Genomic DNA, 18,257 nt, shown 5'->3' with positions numbered 1-18,257 from the left:
TGATCCCACGGATCAATTGCTTAACGCCTGCACCCCGTCAGGCGAATAACCTGCAACGTCGAAGACACAAATCCTAAAACCGTAATAATCGCGTTATATCAGGCAGTTAACTTCGCTCCATGCAAAGTGCTTTGCGTTCAGCCACCACAACGGGAACCACTGTAGTGGCATAAGGACGCAAAAAATACTCAGTGATGGGCGCCTGAATGACCCAGGCTTCAAGCCTAGAACCAAATCCGATTGATACTGCAAACTCCGTTGCAAACGGTCATGAAAGCGACAGGGCAATAGAAATTCTAAAAAACCTCTTCCTCAATGGTGAGAAACAAGCCAATGTCTTAATCTGATAAGTCGGCGTAAGCGGTTAAAAAATCGTTAACTTTTCGGAATAGGTGCGAAAGCAACATGGCAAACTTCAACATCTCTGGCGGCGTTGGTACTACGTTCACCGATACTTCTCCTGGTGGCGGTTTTGTTATTGATTTCGACTCTCTCGACAACAGCTTTAGCCTGCAGATCAATGGTGTGGATTTGTTTGTTGGTGGACCCGCAGGGGCGCCGAATGAGCTGCAATTCCAACGACAAGTCAATGGTACCGAGGGTCAAACTGTTCGCTTTGCCGACGGGGACAGGTACGAAATCGATACACCAGCTGTTTGGCAACTTGGAAATACCAACGGTGAACCAGTTGTTCGTTTGGTCGTTGAGCCGGACGGAACAATCCAGCTCTTTGGCGTGAAAGCGGATAACGGCGCGCTTGTACCGCTGGAATTGTTCAACGGAATGACGGTAAATTCCGCCGCAATTGCAGACGCTTGGAACGATACCGGATCGAACACCATTACCATCGACCAGTCCGTGACCGGCCCCACAAATGCAGACGGCGAGTTTGTGGACGTTTTGTGCTTTGCGGCCGGAACATTGATTGAAACCCAGGATGGTCCTGTTCTGATAGAGGAACTGCGGGTTGGCGATCAGGTTCTCACCCATGATCATGGTCATAAACCGGTTCGTTGGATCGGATCGCGCAGTCTGAGCCTTGTAGAGCTTGAAGCTCAGCCACGGCTTCGGCCTATCCTTATCCGAGCGCATGCCTTGGGTGATGGGTATCCAAAGCAGGATCTAATTGTGTCGCAGCAGCACCGCATTTTGGTGTCATCAGCTGTCGCCATGCGCATGTTTGCGTGTCAAGATGTTTTGATACCGGCAAAAAAGCTGTTGCCTTTGGATGGCATCGACTTTCTGCCCGACACCGCGGGTAGCGTCGAATACTTTCACATACTGTTCGATCGGCATGAGCTCATCTGGTCCAACGGGGCGCTGACGGAAAGCTTGTTTACCGGCCCTGAGGCACTCAGGACTGTATCTCCAGAAGCCCGACAAGAAATCAAAGACTTGTTTCCCGAATGTTGCGATCCACAATTCGAGGCGACTTCCGCGCGCTACATTCCCAAAAAGGGCAAGCATATGCGTAAGTTGGTTGAACGGCACCAGGTGAACAACAAGCCACTTTATAGCTGATCATCTGTCTCAGACCCGTTTACGTCACTTTTGAGATTTGAGAGCGCTGCCGAAGGATCGCTTGATCACCGCTTGGGCGGTAAAACCCATTTCATCCCATCCGGCTTTTGGACGCGATTGAAAATTTCTGCTAATTTGTCCTCCAAGTGCAATGTGGGTTCGAGTTCGCGCAGTGGCCATCGGCTTGCGCCAGAGGACTTTGACTATTTCAGTCACGTCATGGCCGCGTATTATCCCGAGCCGCTTAAGACTTGGTCATGGAAAAAGGGCGTACCCGGATCAACGGCGTTTTCAGGATAAAAGGCACGGAGATCATCAGAATGGGAATTCCTGCCTGCCGAACGGCCTGAATGAAGCTTGCTTAGACCGGCGCGCAAATGTTAGACGCCTTGGATATTGACCGCCGGCCCTTGAATTCAATGATAGCCGGTCGCAGCAGCCACTAAGGAGGCACCCTTAACGTGCTGTCATCGCTGATTCAACGTTTCGGGCGACGCGCGGTCTTTCCTGCTCCTATGCCGGACACGCCGACCTGTGTCATTGGTGATGTGCACGGCTGCATAAGGCAGTTGCAGAAACTGTTGCCTCAGATTCCTCGGGATCATCGGATCATCCTTGTCGGAGATTATGTCGATCGCGGCGAAAACAGTGCTGACGTTCTGCGTCTGATCCAAGACCGCCCGGATTTCATCTGTCTGAAGGGAAACCACGAAGACATGATGTTGAATTTCCTGCGTGACCCTGAGGAGTATGGCCCGCGCTGGCTGCGCTATGGTGGCCTGCAGACGTTGGCTTCATTTGATGTCCGGAACGTGCGCGCCGAGATGACCGCTGCCGAGCTGGTCGCCTGCCGAGACAATCTTTTGGCGGAAATGGGACCTGAGCTGGTCCAATGGATCACGGAACTAAGAGCCTTTGACTATTCCGGAAACGTTCTTGTGGCACATGCTGGTGCAAATCCGAATACGTCCCCCGATCGGCAATCCAAGGAAACCCTGATGTGGGGCCATCCAGAATTTGAAACTACCGACAGACGAGATGGTGTTTGGGTTGTTTACGGTCACACTATTGTCGACCAAGTCACAGCGCGGCGCGGACGAATTGCGGTGGATACCGGTGCCTTTGCCACCGGCGTACTGAGTGCCGTGTGCCTGGATGGCGGTGATCCTACATTCATCAGTACCTACCATTAGCGCCTTTCACGCTGAAATAGGGTCGATTGCACTCGAAATTCACGATGGCGTGCAACTTCCGGAACTCACTCGCGCACGTGGCACAGGACATCCTTTTTTTCGGCTATTCCAAGGCAAGCCTTGTCAGGTCATGACGGTTTCAATAGGAATTTTAGGAACCGCGTCAATTTATTGAGCATATTTATGTTGATCTGTCCTGTCCTTCTTTGCGGAGGCTCCGGTACGCGCCTCTGGCCTTTGTCTCGAAAGAGCTACCCGAAGCAATTCGTTCCATTGGTCGGAGAAGAGACCCTGTTTCAGGCATCTGCCCGCCGGTTGTCGGGGGCAAACGCGGAATTGGAATTTGAATCGCCGGTGGTTCTGACCAACTCGGACTTTCGGTTCATTGTTGCGGAACAGCTGCAGGCTATCGGCATTGATCCCAGATCAATCATGATCGAGCCTGAGGGTCGCAACACAGCGCCAGCGGTTCTTGCGGCGGCACTGTATGCATATGCCAAGGATGAGGCCGCCGTATTGCTGGTTGCCCCTTCCGATCACGTTGTACCGGATGCTGCTGAATTTTACGCCGCTGTTGCCCGTGGTCTGGAGGCGGTTGCACAAGGCAAATTGGTGACGTTTGGCATTACTCCGACACATGCGGAAACGGCGTATGGATACCTTGAACTGGCAGCGGGTTCGGGCGGTGACGGAGCGCCTGTTCCGTTGAAGAAATTCGTCGAAAAGCCGGATCTGGCCCGTGCGACCGAAATGCTGGAGGCCGGGAATTACAAATGGAACGCGGGGATTTTCCTGTTTCGTGCGGCAGATATCATCGCAGCCTTCCAGGCCCACGCGCCCGATCTGATAAAACCGGTGAAGGAAGCGGTTGAAACAGCAACGCCGGATCTGGGGTTCCTGCGCCTCAACCCTGAAAGCTGGGCGCAGGCCGAAGACATTTCGATCGACTATGCCGTTATGGAAAAGGCAACAAACTTGTCGGTTGTGCCTTTCGGTGCTGCTTGGTCGGACCTGGGTGGCTGGGATGCCGTATGGCGCGAAAGCGGCCCGGACGCACAAGGCGTGGTGACCAGCGGGGGCGCAACAGCGATTGATTGCCACAACACCCTTTTGCGGTCGGATAGCGAGCAGCTGGAAATTGTGGGTATCGGACTGGACAACATCATCGCTGTGGCGATGAATGATGCGGTTTTGGTTGCCGATGCATCGCGGGCGCAAGACGTCAAAAAGGCGGTGAGCGCGCTTAAGGAAAAAAACGCGCCCCAGGCGACGGAATTCCCAAAGGACCACCGCCCGTGGGGGTGGTTCGAAAGCCTGGTGGTTGGCGAGAGGTTTCAGGTGAAGCGTATCCATGTGCACCCTGGTGCATCGCTAAGCCTCCAAAGCCATTTCCACCGTTCCGAACACTGGATTGTTGTCGAGGGTACCGCCCGTGTGACAATCGATGATCGTGAGCAATTGGTGACCGAAAACCAATCTGTCTATATCCCTCTCGGGGCCACGCACCGGATGGAGAATCCGGGAACGGTCTCGATGGTCCTGATCGAGGTGCAAACCGGCACGTATCTGGGCGAGGATGACATCGTGCGCTACGAAGACAAATACGCGCGCGGACAGGGGGCGAAAGGCTGAACCACGGCTGAGGTCTCAGTGTGACGTTGATTTACAATTGCGCGGCTGGGATCACTTGTTCTGCCGCGCAATTTTTTCATTTCAGGGTCTAACTGACGGCGCAACGCATGGTGCACTTGAGGATCGTAAAACGGATGAACCCAACGTGCCGCTGACTTGCACGGACAGCGAGATAACCACAATGACGACCAATCCATTTACCAACCGGGTCTCCAGCCTGTTAGGCCTTGCTCGCGCCCTTGTCGCTTAAGACACCTCCGACTAGGCCGGTGTAGCAATCGGTCTTTACGTCGAAACTGGCGGCGCGGTTGTTCTAACCACTGCTCAGGGTGAAGCTCGTACAGTTCATGTATCGGATTTTGATCCTGCTGGTGGGGACAACGCGCGTACATGCAACCGGCACCACAGCATCCGGCATCCTCGCGATGGTACTGGCTAAAACGCAGTCCAACCCAACAATCGCCTATCGACAGGTGGAAATGCCGCCTCTGTCGCTCCGGTCGGAGCAGTAGGTCTTCTAACTTTTTTACAGATTGCCACCTCGGTGGGACTGCACTCGCGCCAATTTTCACCCTCAATCAGCTTAGCTCGTTGGGCTTTGGCCCCAACAAAAAACAGATCATTCAGGTCATCACGCAAAAGCGCGGAGCAAGTGAAAACCGTTTAGTCCGCGCCAAACAAATCCCGGGTAAACACCTTTCCTACGACATCTTCAAGTTCGGGGCTGTGCCGGTTGGCCACAATCAAATCGGCTTCGGACTTAAAGGCTTCGAGATCTGATACGACCCGAGATCGGAAAAACTCGTTTTCCTCTAACGCCGGTTCATAAATAATGACCTCGACGCCCTTAGCTTTCAGCCGTTTCATGATGCCTTGTATAGAAGACTGACGGAAATTGTCGCTTCCGACTTTCATGACCAGCCGGTGGATACCAACGACGCGTGGGCCTTTCATAAGGATTTGATCAGACAAAAAGTCCTTCCGCGTCCGGTTCGCGTCCACGATGGCACGAATGAGGTTTTGCGGAACATGGCTGTAATTGGCCAAAAGCTGTTTGGTATCTTTCGGAAGGCAATAACCGCCATATCCGAAGGATGGATTGTTGTAGTGACTACCAATGCGCGGATCCAATGAGACACCTTCGATGATCTGGCGGGTGTTCATACCGCCGGCCATTGCGTAGCTGTCCAGCTCGTTAAAAAAGGCCACCCGCATGGCGAGGTAGGTGTTGGAAAATAGCTTTATCGCCTCGGCTTCATCCGGGTCAGTGAACAGGACATCCACATCTTTGGTCTCGGCACCTTCAATCAAAAGCCCGGCAAATACCCGCGCCCGGTCCGAACGTTCGCCGACGATCACGCGGGACGGGTGCAGGTTGTCATATAGCGCCCTCCCTTCACGCAGGAATTCCGGTGAGAAAATGAAGTTGTCGCTACCCAGATCGGCACGTAGTGCCTGAACGAATCCCACGGGAATCGTCGATTTGATGACAACGGTGGCTGTGGGGTTGATTGCATTCACCTGCCGGGCGACGGCTTCGACACTGGAAGTATCGAAGTAGTTGGATTTAACATCATAATTCGTCGGGGTCGCAACAATGACGAATTCGGCATCTTCAAAAGCCGGTTCCGTAGTTGCCCTAACCGAAAGCGCTCGGTTGGCAAGAAAGTCTTCCAGTTCGGCATCAACGATGGGGCACTGGCCGGAATTGACCATTTCTACCCGCTCTTTTGAAATGTCGATTGCCGTGACATCGTGGTTCTGTGCCAAAAGCACCGCATTGGACAAACCCACATATCCGAGACCTACAACCGCAATCTTCATTACTCTACCCTCATTTCTGCAAGCCGGTGAGTACTTCACTTGCTATATTGTTAGTCGATTGTAAATGCGCCTGTGTGCTTCATACGCTATAGTTCCGAATATTTGTTTTCGTCTGACCCGCTTGAAGCATGCCTGAGCTAAATGCGTTTCAGCCATGAGCTTAGAACCATTTTGAGACAGAAAAAATCTGTTCAACTCCAAAAGCTTCTTCGAGTGAAAGTGGTTAAGCTCCAGAACAATGGAAGTGTCCATTAGTCGGGTTGGTTAGCTAGCCGACTATCAAACTCATCGAGCAGGCCACGCCATGTTGATCTTCATTGGGGAGTTCAGTATTGGCTTTTCAAACTGCCCGATGTGAACTTCCTTTCGTATACACACCATGGCAACGGTCAGAGTTCCGGGTTTTCTGTGTCACTGGTGCAGCCGACTTGTTAGGTTGGTTCCATCCTTAGCAGGAGGCCTTTCATGCTTTTTATCACGAACAGATTCCCGACCCAGAGTATTCGCACCCGCAAAGGACGTCGCTTCACCTTTGATCTGGACAACAACGCACCTTCGAATTCGGTGTTCTATTGTGAAAAAGGCGAGGATGAACACCACACCGAAATTACCAGCAAAGAGCTCTTGCGGCGGGTGCGCGACAGCGATTGCCGTCAGATCCTGTTATACTTGCACGGGTTCAACAACCTGCCCGACGATGTGTTTCAAACAACGGCCGAGCTTAAGCGTCTGTGCGATCAGGCCAAACCCGGTGAAGTGATGGTGTTGCCTCTGATCTGGCCCAGCGACGCCAAGCAGGGGATCGTTCAGAAATACTGGGATGACCAGAAATCCGCGGACCAAAGCGGCTTTTCCTTTGCGCGGGTGCTGGAGCGTTTCCTGGAATGGCGCAACAGTGAGGATAACGAACCCGAAATCGCTCCCTGTTTGAAACGGATTAACCTGCTGGCGCATTCGATGGGCAATCGGGTTTTGCGCCAGACGTTGATGGAATGGGATCGGTATGATCTGGCGTCGGGCGTGCCTTTGTTGTTCCGTAACACGTTCATGGTCGCCGCAGATGTCGTCAATGAAACCGTGCATGAACATGAGCCCGGTGTGCTGGTCAGCCATGCGTCGCGGAATGTGGTTGTTTATTTCGCATCCGACGATCTCGCGCTGCGGGCCAGCAAGGCAGCAAACCTCAAGAACAAAGTGGCGTCTCGCCGTTTGGGTCATACGGGGCCAGAGAATATCGATCGAACGCCGCATAACATATTTCAGGTCGACTGTGACGATATCAATACGGCCTATGACACCCCCACCGGCCACAAGTATTTTGGTCCGGTTTCGCCGGGCGGCGAGGCGGGCCTGGTGTTCCGGCATATTTTTCAATGCGTCCAATCCGGGCGCGTTTTTCCGGATGATCCGCATCAGCGCTCGGTCATTCTGCGCTGAATCGGGTGTTCGCGATATGTCGGCTTTTCAAATTTGATCGGAAATCCAAATAGTTCACAATCTGGTGTTGCAACCTTCAGAATGATCTGGATGATCAGCACTACCAAGACCGACAAAACCGGTCTGCCGTTCCACGGAACGGTACTAACGAAAAAACGGGGAGATTATAATGATCCTGAAGAACTTGATGATCGCTGCCAGCGCGACCGCATTGATGGCGAGTGCCGCATCGGCGGAAACGCTGCGATGGGCACGTGCTGGTGACGCGCTGACGCTGGATCCGCACTCGCAAAACGAAGGCCCGTCACACACAATACGTCACCAGATGTACGAGCCGCTGATCATTCGCGACGTGACCGGCGCATTCGAGCCTGCGCTGGCGACCGAGTGGGGTCCCAAGGCTGATGACCCGAATGTTTGGGTCTTCAAGCTGCGCGAGGGCGTGAAATTCCATGACGGCGCGGACTTCAACGCCGAAGATGTGGTGTTCAGCTTTGAACGGGCAAAGCAGCCGAATTCCGACATGAAAGAGCTGATCGGTTCGATCACCGAAGTGCGCGCGGTCGACGATTACACCGTCGAGATTGTTACGGATGGTCCGAACCCGATCCTGCCGTCGAACCTGACCAACCTGTTCATTCTGGACAAAGGCTGGGCCGAGGCAAACAACACTGTCAATGTGCAGGATTTCGAGGGTGGCGAGATCACCTTTGCCACCACCAACGCCAACGGTACGGGGCCTTATGTCCTTCAAAGCCGCGAGCCTGACGTCAAAACCGTGATGGTGCGCAACGACAACTATTGGGGCATCGACCAGTTCCCGATGGAAGTGACCGAGATTGTCTATACCCCGATCCAGAACGCTGCGACCCGTGTTGCGGCGATGTTGTCGGGTGAGGTGAACTTCCTGCAGGATATGCCGGTGCAAGACATTGACCGCGTCAATGGTGCCGATGGCCTGATGGTCAAGCAAGCCCCACAGAACCGTGTGATCTTCTTTGGCATGAACCAGGGTGCGGACGATATCGAAGCAGACAACGTAGACGGCAAGAATCCTCTGGCCGATGTGCGTGTGCGTCAGGCGATGTCGATGGCGATCAACCGTGATGCGATCAAGCAGGTCGTGATGCGCGGCCAATCGCAGCCTGCGGGCATGATCGCACCGCCATTCGTGAACGGCTGGACCGAAGCGATGGACGGTGAATCCGCCACTAATCTGGAAAAAGCCAAGGAACTGATGGCAGAGGCAGGTTATGCCGATGGCTTCTCGCTCCGGTTGGACTGCCCGAATGATCGATACATCAACGATGAAGGGATCTGTCAGGCGGCCGTTGGGATGTTGGGCCAGATCGGCGTGACCGTGAATCTGGACGCAAAGCCCAAGGCGCAGCACTTCCCGCTGATCACCGATGGCAAGACAGATTTCTACATGCTGGGTTGGGGTGTTCCGACATATGACTCGGAATACATCTTCAACTTCCTTGTCCACGGTCGCGAAGACGACATCGGCACATGGAACGGCACCGGCTATCAGGACGACGCGCTGGACACGAAGATCAAGTCGCTCGCTTCGAACACCGACCTGGACGCCCGGAATGCCGACATCGCCGACATCTGGCGTGTGGTGCAAGACGAAGCGCTTTACATCCCCATTCATCACCAGGTTCTGAACTGGGGTATGGCTGACGGTGTCGGCATTGAAGTGGATGCCGAAGACCAGCCCAAGGTCAAATACTTCACCATTAAGTAAGTCAAAACCTTTGACGATCAGACAGGGCGCGATTTTCGCGCCCTGTTTTTTGTTGCGATCTGAGATTTCCTTGCGCATGCGGCAAAAACCAAGAAAACTCGACCCCAGAAACAGGGAGACATAACAATGATCCTCAGGAACAGCGCCATTGGCATTGCAATGCTGGCTGCCACCAGTGTTCAAGCTGCAGATTTCAAATGGGCCTCCACCACGGACCCGCAAACCATGGACCCGCACGCGGTCAATTCGGCTCCGGTTCTGGGATTTCTTAACAACGTCTACGAAGGGCTAGTCCGCCGCGACAAGGACATGAGCGTTCAGCCCGCCCTGGCCGTCAGCTGGGAGCCGATTGGCGAAGGCGACGGCTGGCGCTTCAAGCTGCGTGAGGGCGTGACCTTTCACGACGGCAGTACCTTTGACGCGCAGGACGTTTTGTTCAGCTATCAACGCGCCTCGGGCGAGGCCGCGGATACGCGCAGCTGGTTCGCGCCCATCAGTGAAGTCATCGTCGTTGACGATTATACCGTAGACTTCATGACGACCGCGCCGAACCCGTTGTTCCCGTCTTCGATTGCCAACTGGATGATCATGGATCAGGGCTGGACTGAAGCCAATGATGCCGCCGTTCCGGACAAAGAGGCCGGAAATTTTGCGACGATCAATGCCAATGGCACCGGTGCATTCAAGGTCACCGAGCGTGAGCCTGGCCTGAAAACCGTACTGGAGCCTCATGAGGGCTGGTGGGGCGACGTCGAGCACAATATCACCCGCGCCGAGTTTAACCCGATCCAGAACCCTGCGACCGCGGTTGCGGCGCTGTTGTCAGGCGATGTGGATATGATCAACCCGGTGCCAATCCAGGACGTCGCACGCCTGCAGGAAGACAGTGATGTCGAAGTCATCAAGGGGATCGAGGCCCGCGTGATCATGCTGGGCTTTGATCACGAGGCTGAGACGCTGAAGTATACCGACGATGAGGGCAAGCCCAACCCGTTCCGCGACCCGCGCGTCCGCAAGGCAGTGGCGCAGGCCGTTAATGTCGATGCCATTCTGGCCACCATCATGCGCGGCAATGCCGAAGCGGCCTCGCAATTGGTGAGCCCAGCCATGAGCGGCTATTCTGCGGCCCATGCCGAACGTCCCGCATTTGACGTTGAGGGTGCCAAGGCTCTGCTGGCCGAGGCAGGATACGCGGATGGATTCTCATTTGGACTGAAATGCCCCAATGACCGCTATCTGAACGACGAAGCGGTGTGTCAGGCCGTAGTCAGCATGCTGGCCCAGATCGGGATCACGGCCGAGCTGGAAGCGATGCCCGTGCGCAACTACTGGCCCGAGCTGCGCGAGGATAACTTTGACATGTATCTGCTGGGTTGGAGCCCCGGAACGTTTGACGCGGAACACCCGGTCCGGTTCCTAGTCGCGACGCCAAACGAAGAGAAAAAGCTGGGCAGCTGGAACTTCGGCGGCTTCTCGAACGCACGCGTGGATGAACTGCTGCCTGCCATCCAATCCGAGCTGGATGAGACCAAGCGTCAGGCCATGCTGGACGAAGTGGCTAAGATCATTCAGGACGAACAGGTCTATGTGCCCATGTATGTGCAGCCACTGGTCTGGGGCACGCGCAGCAATGTCGAGCTGACACAGCGCCCCGATAACTTCTTTTTGCTGCGCTGGGTGACTGTGAACTGAAAACGTCTAAACATTGGATTGGCGAGGGCCGGTTCGGCACCGCCAATCCGCATCGTACCCTGCTCAAAGCCAATGACGCAGGAAATAAGGATCGCTCTGATACCATCCCGTTAGCGATACCTTGACCAATTAGCCGACCCGTGCATAGAGAAGCGGATCAATGGGGAAAGTGAATGTTCGCATATATCGTCCGAAGGATGCTCCAATCCGTGATCGTACTGCTGGTCGTGGGTCTGGTCGCATTTTCTATGTTCCGGTTTGTCGGCGATCCGATCGACAACATGCTGGGTCAGGAGCGTACGCAAGCCGATATCGACCGGCTGCGGGCTGAACTGGGGCTGGATCAGCCGTTTCCGGTTCAGTACTACAAGTTCCTGAAAAATGCCGTTCAAGGCAATTTCGGTGTGTCTTATCGTCAGGGACGTCCTGTCTCGACCATCATAGCCGAGCGCGCGCCGGCCACACTGGAACTGGCTTTTGTTTCCGGCTTTCTGGCAATCACCATGGGGATTGCTCTGGGCGTGTTCACAGCCATCCGACGACAAGGGATTGCTGCGAATGTCATCATGACCGTTTCCCTGATCGGGGTGTCCCTGCCGACCTTCCTGATTGGGATCTTACTTATCTACATTTTCTCGGTTGAATTAGACCTCTTACCCAGCTTCGGGAGGGGCGAGACCGTTATGATTGGCAACTGGTCCACCGGCTTCTTGACGACTTCTGGTCTCAAGGCGCTGATCCTGCCCGCGATTACGCTGGGTCTGTATCAAATGACCCTGATCATGCGCCTGGTCCGGTCGGAAATGCTTGAGGTGTTGCGCGCCGATTATGTCCGGTTTGCACGCGCTCGCGGTTTGTCGGACCGGGTGATCAACTTCCGCCACGCGCTAAAGAACACTATGGTTCCCGTGATCACGATCACCGGTCTGCAGCTGGGCTCGATCATCGCGTTCGCCATCATCACCGAGACGGTGTTCCAGTGGCCTGGCGTTGGCCTGCTGTTCATCAACGCGATCCAGTTTGTCGATATCCCTGTCATGGCCGCTTATCTGATGTTGATTTCGGTCATGTTCGTTTCGATCAACCTGATCGTCGATCTTCTTTATTATGCCATTGACCCGCGCCTGCGTGTCGACGCGAGGGCCACATGACCGATACCATCGAAACCCCGACCGCCCCCACCAAATCGCGATTTGCCAAGTTCTGGGACAGCGATTTTGCGTGGTCCTTCCGGCATTCTCCGGTTGCCTTGATCGCCTCACTGGTGGTGCTGATCCTTTTGCTGGCCGCCGTTTTTGCCCCGGTCATCGCACCTTATAATCCGTTTGATCCGGCATCGCTGAACCTGATGAACGGCTTTACGCCGCCGGGCACGCCCAATGCCTTTACGCAGGAAACCTTCTTTTTGGGGACCGACGATCAGGGACGCGACGTATTCTCGACCATTCTATATGGCATGCGCATCTCATTGTTTGTCGGCGTGTCAGCTGTGATGCTGGCGCTGATCATAGGTGTCATCCTTGGGCTGGTTGCAGCGTATTTTGGCGGTTGGGTCGAGACGCTCATCATGCGGATTGCCGATGTGCAGCTGACCTTCCCGGCCATTCTGGTTGCGATGCTCATCTTTGGTATCGCCAAGGGCGTCACGCCTCCCGAATACCGCAACGAAATGGCGATTTATGTTCTGATCATCGCAATTGCCCTGTCTGATTGGGTGCAATTTGCGCGGGTCGTACGCGGCGCTGCGCTAGTGGAAAAGAACAAGGAATACGTACAGGCCGCCCGTCTGATCGGGCGCGGGCCAATTCCGATCATGTTCCGCCATATACTGCCCAATGTCCTCAGCCCGGTTCTGGTGATCGCCACGATCTCGCTGGCGCTGGCAATTATCGCCGAGGCAACGCTCAGCTTTCTGGGTGTCGGTGCACCGCCGACCCAACCGTCGCTGGGAACACTGATCCGTATCGGGCAGGGCTTCCTGTTCTCGGGTGAGTGGTGGATCCTGTTCTTCCCGGCCTGCACCCTTCTGGCGCTGGCCCTGTCTGTCAACCTGCTGGGCGACTGGCTGCGCGACGCGCTGAACCCCAAGCTGCGGTGATTACATGAGCCTTCTGACGATCAACGACCTGACGGTCGAATTCCCAACGCGCCGCCAACTGTTTACCGCCGTGGACCACGTGGACCTGTCCGTTGAACCGGGCGAGATCCACGGTCTGGTGGGCGAATCCGGTGCGGGCAAATCCACAATCGGAGCGGCCATCATGGGTCTGCTGGACCGGCCCGGCCGGATTGCCAGCGGCACCATCAAGCTGAGCGGTGACCAGATCAGCGGTCTGGATGCCGTCGCAATGCGCGGCCTGCGTGGCAAGAAAATCTCGATGATCTTCCAGGATCCTCTGACCTCGCTGAACCCGTTGTTTACCGTGCGCGAACAACTGACCGAGACGATCCAGGCCCATCTGGGCGGCACGGATGCCGAGGCGAACCAGCGCGCCCGTGATCTGATCGACCGGGTTGGTATTCCTGATCCGGACACGCGGCTGGACCAGTATCCCCACCAGTTTTCGGGCGGAATGCGGCAGCGTGTTGTCATCGCTCTTGCGCTGTGCACCGAGCCGGACGTGATTATCGCGGATGAACCGACCACGGCGCTGGACGTGTCCGTTCAGGCGCAGATTCTAGACCTGATCAAAGAGCTGGCGCTGGAACGGCAGGTCGGGGTTATCCTGATCACTCACGACATGGGCGTGATTGCGGATACCACGGACAAGGTGACGGTCATGTATGCGGGCAAGGTGGTGGAAACCGGCCCGACCTCGCAGGTCATGGGTCAGCCCACGCACGAATACACCAAGTCACTGATCGCCGCTGTTCCGCGCCCGACCCTGAAACTGCACCGCTTTCCGCAGATCAGCTATGGCGGGCGTGAGACCCGTTTTGCCATCGAGGATATGGCCCGGCACTGGCCCAAGGTGGACAACGACACCAGCAAACCGGTGTTCGAAATCCGCAATCTGACCAAGAAGTTCCTGCAGCGCAAAGGCTTGCTGCCGTGGGACCGCACTTATTTCACCGCCGTTGACGACGTAAGCTTCGACATTCGTGCGGGTGAGGTGTTCGGGGTGGTGGGTGAATCCGGTTCGGGCAAGTCCACTATCGCGCGGATGATCGCGGGGTTGTACCCGGTTGATGGCGGTACGATCACCTTTGACGGTCAGGTGGTCAGTGATCTGACCAACAGGGCCGCGCTGGATGCGTATCGCAAAAACATTCAGATGATCTTTCAGGACCCTTATTCGTCGCTGAACCCGCGGATGCGAGTTGACGACATCGTGGCCGAACCGATCCGCCATCACAAGCTGATGGAAGGGTCTGACATCAAGCGCCGCGTGGACGAGCTGTTGGATCAGGTCGGGCTGGGCCATGAGGCCGGGCTGAAATACCCGCACGAATTCTCGGGCGGTCAGCGACAGCGGATCTCGATTGCCCGCGCGCTGGCAACGCAGCCGCGGTTCCTGATCTGTGACGAACCGACCAGCGCCCTGGACGTGTCAATTCAGGCGCAAATCCTGAACATCCTGAAAGATTTGCAGGAACATCTGGGCCTGACGCTGCTGTTTATCAGCCACGACCTGCCGGTGGTGCGTCAGATGTGTGATCGGGTGGCCGTGATGAAGCAGGGCAAGGTGGTTGAACTTCAAGAAACCAACGAACTCTTCGCCAACCCGCAGACCGAATATGCAAACGAGCTGCTGCGGTTAATGCCGAAACTGGACGATCTGTCGACGGACGGGCTAGAGGCCGAGACCTAATTCCAAAAACCCAATTGCCCGTCTCGCGGGCAATTGGGTGTGCATATACATTAAAATATTCAAACTTTGCAGACTCATCCGGGTCTGTTGTGCTACGTCTGTCTTTGGAGTTGGGGGCTTCAGAGGGGCGAAATGTCTCAGGACCTTAGGGACTGGCTAAGCGCACTTGGATTATCTGACTACGCGCAGGCCTTTTTGGATAACAAAATTGATTTTGGAATTTTACCCGATTTGACGGGTGAAGACCTGATCGAAATCGGAGTCACTGCTGTCGGCGACCGCCGGCGGCTTTTGCGCGCGATTGCCGAGCTTGAGACGTTCGAAACCGCCCCGCCATTTCACCCTGAGGAATCGCTGGAGCCTGCGAAGCGCCAGGTGACAGTCATGTTCGCCGATCTGACCGGTTTTACCCGGTTGACCAGCGAACTGGATGCCGAAGACATGCACGCGCTGCTCAACGCGTTTTTCACCAGGGTGGACAAGGTCGTCGAAAAATACGGTGGCCGGATCGACAAGCATATTGGCGATGCGGTCATGGCCGTGTTCGGCGCGCCAATCTCGCACACGAATGATACCGAACGAGCCGCACGGGCCGCGCTGGAAATTCACACGGTTCTGCCCGGCCTGAACCCTCCGCTGACCTGCCATATCGGGATTGCATCAGGACAGGTGATTGCCAGTACGACAGGCAGTCAGGCCCATACGGAATACACTGTGACAGGTGATGGTGTGAACCTGGCGTCGCGCATCACCGACATGGCAGCGCCGGGGGAAACTCTGGTTTCACATGACATTCAGCGTGCGTTAGGGCCGCTTTTCGTCGGTGAATCGATGGGCGAAAAGGCGATTAAAGGCCTTGGTGATCCGGTTGAGCTGTGGCGGCTGGACCGGATGGCGCGCAACATCCGGTCGCGCAGGCATCGCTTTGTGGGCCGCGAGCGAGAGCTGTCCCTGTTTTCGGCAACGTTCGATCGATGCCAGCGGCACGGTAAGGGTGAAGTCCATATCGTACTGGGCGAGCCGGGCATCGGCAAAACGCACCTGTCCGAACAGGTGGCTGAGCTGGCCGACAGCCTGTCCTATTCCGTCCACAATGGCGTGGTCATGGATTTCGGCGCGCGCGAGGGGCATTCAGCTATCCAATCCGTGACACGCAGTATTCTGGGGCTGGAGCCGACGGATGATACGGAAACCTGTGCATCTGTCGCGAAGGATGCAATTAGCAAGGGTTGGGTAACAGCGGCGAATGCCGCGCATCTGAATGCGCTGCTTGAGCTTGAACAAGACCCCGGTCTGGCCGAGGTCTATGCGGTGATGGACAATGCAACCCGTCTGCGGGGGCGGCGTCAGGTCATCGACGACCTGATTTCGGCCCGCAGCCAGGAAACGCCTTTGTTGATCCATATCGAGGATATCCACTGGGCTTCACCCGAGATCCTGACAGCTTGCGCCCATATCGCGGCGATGACACGTAATCTGCCCTGCGTGTTGCTAATGACCAGCCGCGTGGAAGGCGATCCGATCGACCGCGAATGGCAACTTGCGACGGATGGTGCCCTGATATCCAAGCTGGAACTGGCGCCGATGGGGGACGAACAAGCCCGACAACTGGTCGAAGAGTTCACCGGGATCGATCCTGAACTGTTAGACGCCTGCGTGAAACGCGCCGGGGGCAATCCGCTGTTTCTTGAGCAGTTATTGCGCAATATCGATGTGCTGAAACAGGAATCCGTTCCCGGCAGCATTCAGGGCATTGTTCAGTCCCGTCTGGATTCGCTGGACCGGACCAGCCGGACGTCGATTCAAGCGGCATCCGTGCTGGGGCAGAGGTTCTCGCCCGAAGTTTTGAATTTTGTTCTGGGCGAAGGGCATCTGGATACCTCGACCCTGATCCGCTCGGCCCTGATCCGCGAGGCTGAGGCCGATCTGATGTTTGCGCACGCGCTGATCCGCGACGGATCTTATGCAACTTTGGTGAAATCCGAACGCGCGCGTCTGCATCGTCAGGCCGCGAGTTGGTTTGAGGACCGTGACGCCACCCTGCGGGCACAGCATCTGGATCGCGCGGGTGCAACCCATGCGGCCCAGGCATATCTGGAAGCCGCGGACAAGCTGATACAGGTCTTTCAGTTCGACGATGCCAGCCCGTTGATCGAACGGGCGCTGGAACTACCAGCACCTGCAGGGGTTCGCTTTGATCTGCTGTGCGCCCGGGGTGAGACGCACCGGTTGCAGGGCCTGTCCAATGATGCCCTGCGTGAATTCAAAGAAGCCGCAGAACTGGCCGAAACGGATGAACAAATCTGCCGGGCGCAAATCGGCCTGGCGCAGGCCGCGCGGCAGGCCAGCCTGTACCAGGAAGCACTGGAAAGTCTGGACATTGCCGAGGCGGCTGCGGAACGCTGCGGGTCTGACCGCGACATTGCCCAGATCAACTATGTGCGCGGCAATGTATACTTCCCGCTGGGGCAAGTGACAAAAGCGCTTGAGAGTAATGAAAAGGCTCTAACACTGGCCAGAAAGCTTGAATCCGCACGACTTGAAGTTGGCGCGCTCAGTGGATTTGGCGACGCCAATTTCATGAATGCCACGATGCAGACCGCAACGGGGTTCTACACGCAGGCGGTCGAACGGGCGCGGGAAAAGGGTTTGGTCCGCGATTTGGCAGCGAACCTGCACAATCTGAGCGTCGCACGCAGCTATACCGGCGATGTAGCGCAAGGAAAGTTGGATGCGCAGGAAGCCATCGAGGTGTCACAGAAGTATTTTGCCTTTGTTCCGGAATGCGTGGCACAAACTTGTTTGGGTGTGGCGCACACTTTTTTAGGGGAAATAGATCAGGCGCTGGACGTCTTTACCCTGTCCGCCGAGATCGCGAACCGCGTTGGCGCGAAACGCCTTGAGGCGCAGGCGCTGGAACACCTTGCCCGCACGCAGGTCTATGCCGGACAACTGGAACAGGCGCGCGAAACCGGTCGCCGCGCGGTCGACATTGCCCTTGAACACGGTCGGAATTTTGTCGGACCAAAAGCGCTGTCAGCTTTGGCCATGGCCGAAGAGGACCCAACTGCGCAGGATGAAAACCTAAAGCTTGGCGAGAAGATCATCGCCGAAGGCTGTGTTGGCCATAGCCACCTGCATTTCTATACGGACGCCGCTGCCGTCATGCTGGCGCAAAAGCAGTGGGACGAAGCCACGCGGTACGCAGATGCCTTGGCTGATTTCACAGCGGATGAGCCCTTGCCGATGGTCGACCTGTCGATCTTGCAGGCTCGAACACTGGCTGAATGCGGGGGTTGGGGCATTCCTTTGACGGCACATGAAGGGTTCGATGAGTTGAAGACGCGATTTCAGAACCTGGGCATCAAACAATCGCTGGTCGGGCCGCTGGACTAA

At 55.9% G+C, this 18,257-nt stretch carries 13 protein-coding genes; 12 read left to right on the top strand and 1 reads right to left on the bottom strand.

All coding sequences use genetic code 11. The annotated features are described in order from the left end of the window. The first annotated feature begins 206 nt into the window (after window positions 1-206). The 5 genes from QMP16_RS14115 (at window position 207) to QMP16_RS14095 (ending at window position 4,858) form a co-directional block, all read left to right on the top strand. A complete protein-coding gene (locus QMP16_RS14115; RefSeq protein ID WP_282152897.1) occupies window positions 207-347 on the top strand; it encodes a hypothetical protein in 141 nt (46 codons plus the stop codon). A gap of 58 nt (window positions 348-405) precedes the next feature. Continuing rightward, window positions 406-1,521, top strand: coding sequence for a Hint domain-containing protein (locus tag QMP16_RS14110; protein ID WP_282152896.1), 1,116 nt, complete (start codon window positions 406-408; stop codon window positions 1,519-1,521). Window positions 1,522-1,982: 461 nt separating this feature from the next. Next, complete coding sequence (locus QMP16_RS14105) at window positions 1,983-2,714, top strand: metallophosphoesterase family protein (protein WP_282152895.1); 732 nt, start codon at window positions 1,983-1,985, stop codon at window positions 2,712-2,714. Window positions 2,715-2,897: 183 nt separating this feature from the next. Further along, on the top strand, window positions 2,898-4,346 hold the full coding sequence (locus QMP16_RS14100) for a mannose-1-phosphate guanylyltransferase/mannose-6-phosphate isomerase (RefSeq protein WP_282152894.1): 1,449 nt from the start codon (window positions 2,898-2,900) through the stop codon (window positions 4,344-4,346). Between the two features lie 347 nt (window positions 4,347-4,693). Beyond that, a complete protein-coding gene (locus tag QMP16_RS14095; RefSeq protein ID WP_282152893.1) occupies window positions 4,694-4,858 on the top strand; it encodes a hypothetical protein in 165 nt (54 codons plus the stop codon). 151 nt (window positions 4,859-5,009) lie between these two features. Here the strand turns inward: QMP16_RS14095 and QMP16_RS14090 are convergent, their stop codons facing one another. Further along, entirely contained in the window at window positions 5,010-6,170 is a 1,161-nt protein-coding gene (locus QMP16_RS14090; RefSeq protein ID WP_282152892.1) for a nucleotide sugar dehydrogenase, read from the bottom strand. Between the two features lie 465 nt (window positions 6,171-6,635). Between QMP16_RS14090 and QMP16_RS14085 the strand changes: the two genes are divergently transcribed. From QMP16_RS14085 to QMP16_RS14055, 7 genes are all read left to right on the top strand, one after another. Continuing rightward, a complete protein-coding gene (locus tag QMP16_RS14085) occupies window positions 6,636-7,607 on the top strand; it encodes an alpha/beta hydrolase (protein ID WP_282152891.1) in 972 nt (323 codons plus the stop codon). Between the two features lie 169 nt (window positions 7,608-7,776). After that, window positions 7,777-9,357, top strand: coding sequence for an ABC transporter substrate-binding protein (locus QMP16_RS14080; RefSeq protein WP_282152890.1), 1,581 nt, complete (start codon window positions 7,777-7,779; stop codon window positions 9,355-9,357). Between the two features lie 126 nt (window positions 9,358-9,483). Continuing rightward, the gene (locus QMP16_RS14075) at window positions 9,484-11,049 is read left to right on the top strand and encodes an ABC transporter substrate-binding protein (RefSeq protein ID WP_282152889.1); all 1,566 of its coding nucleotides are present in this window, start codon (window positions 9,484-9,486) and stop codon (window positions 11,047-11,049) included. A 173-nt stretch (window positions 11,050-11,222) separates the two neighbouring features. Next, window positions 11,223-12,200, top strand: coding sequence for an ABC transporter permease (locus tag QMP16_RS14070; RefSeq protein ID WP_058273052.1), 978 nt, complete (start codon window positions 11,223-11,225; stop codon window positions 12,198-12,200). Continuing rightward, entirely contained in the window at window positions 12,197-13,147 is a 951-nt protein-coding gene (locus QMP16_RS14065; RefSeq protein WP_058273051.1) for an ABC transporter permease, read from the top strand. Before QMP16_RS14070 ends, QMP16_RS14065 begins: the two co-directional genes overlap by 4 nt. Window positions 13,148-13,151: 4 nt before the next feature. Then, a complete protein-coding gene (locus QMP16_RS14060; protein ID WP_282152888.1) occupies window positions 13,152-14,861 on the top strand; it encodes an ABC transporter ATP-binding protein in 1,710 nt (569 codons plus the stop codon). Window positions 14,862-14,993: 132 nt separating this feature from the next. Continuing rightward, window positions 14,994-18,257 carry an adenylate/guanylate cyclase domain-containing protein gene (locus QMP16_RS14055; protein ID WP_282152887.1) on the top strand — a complete coding sequence of 1,088 codons (3,264 nt, stop codon included), beginning with the start codon at window positions 14,994-14,996 and terminating at the stop codon, window positions 18,255-18,257.

The organism is Ruegeria atlantica, assembly GCF_947495585.1.
GTDB classification, from domain to species: Bacteria; Pseudomonadota; Alphaproteobacteria; order Rhodobacterales; family Rhodobacteraceae; genus Ruegeria; species Ruegeria atlantica_G.
Note: the sequence above shows the minus strand (reverse complement) of the source record. Positions and strands in the feature narration are given on the sequence as shown.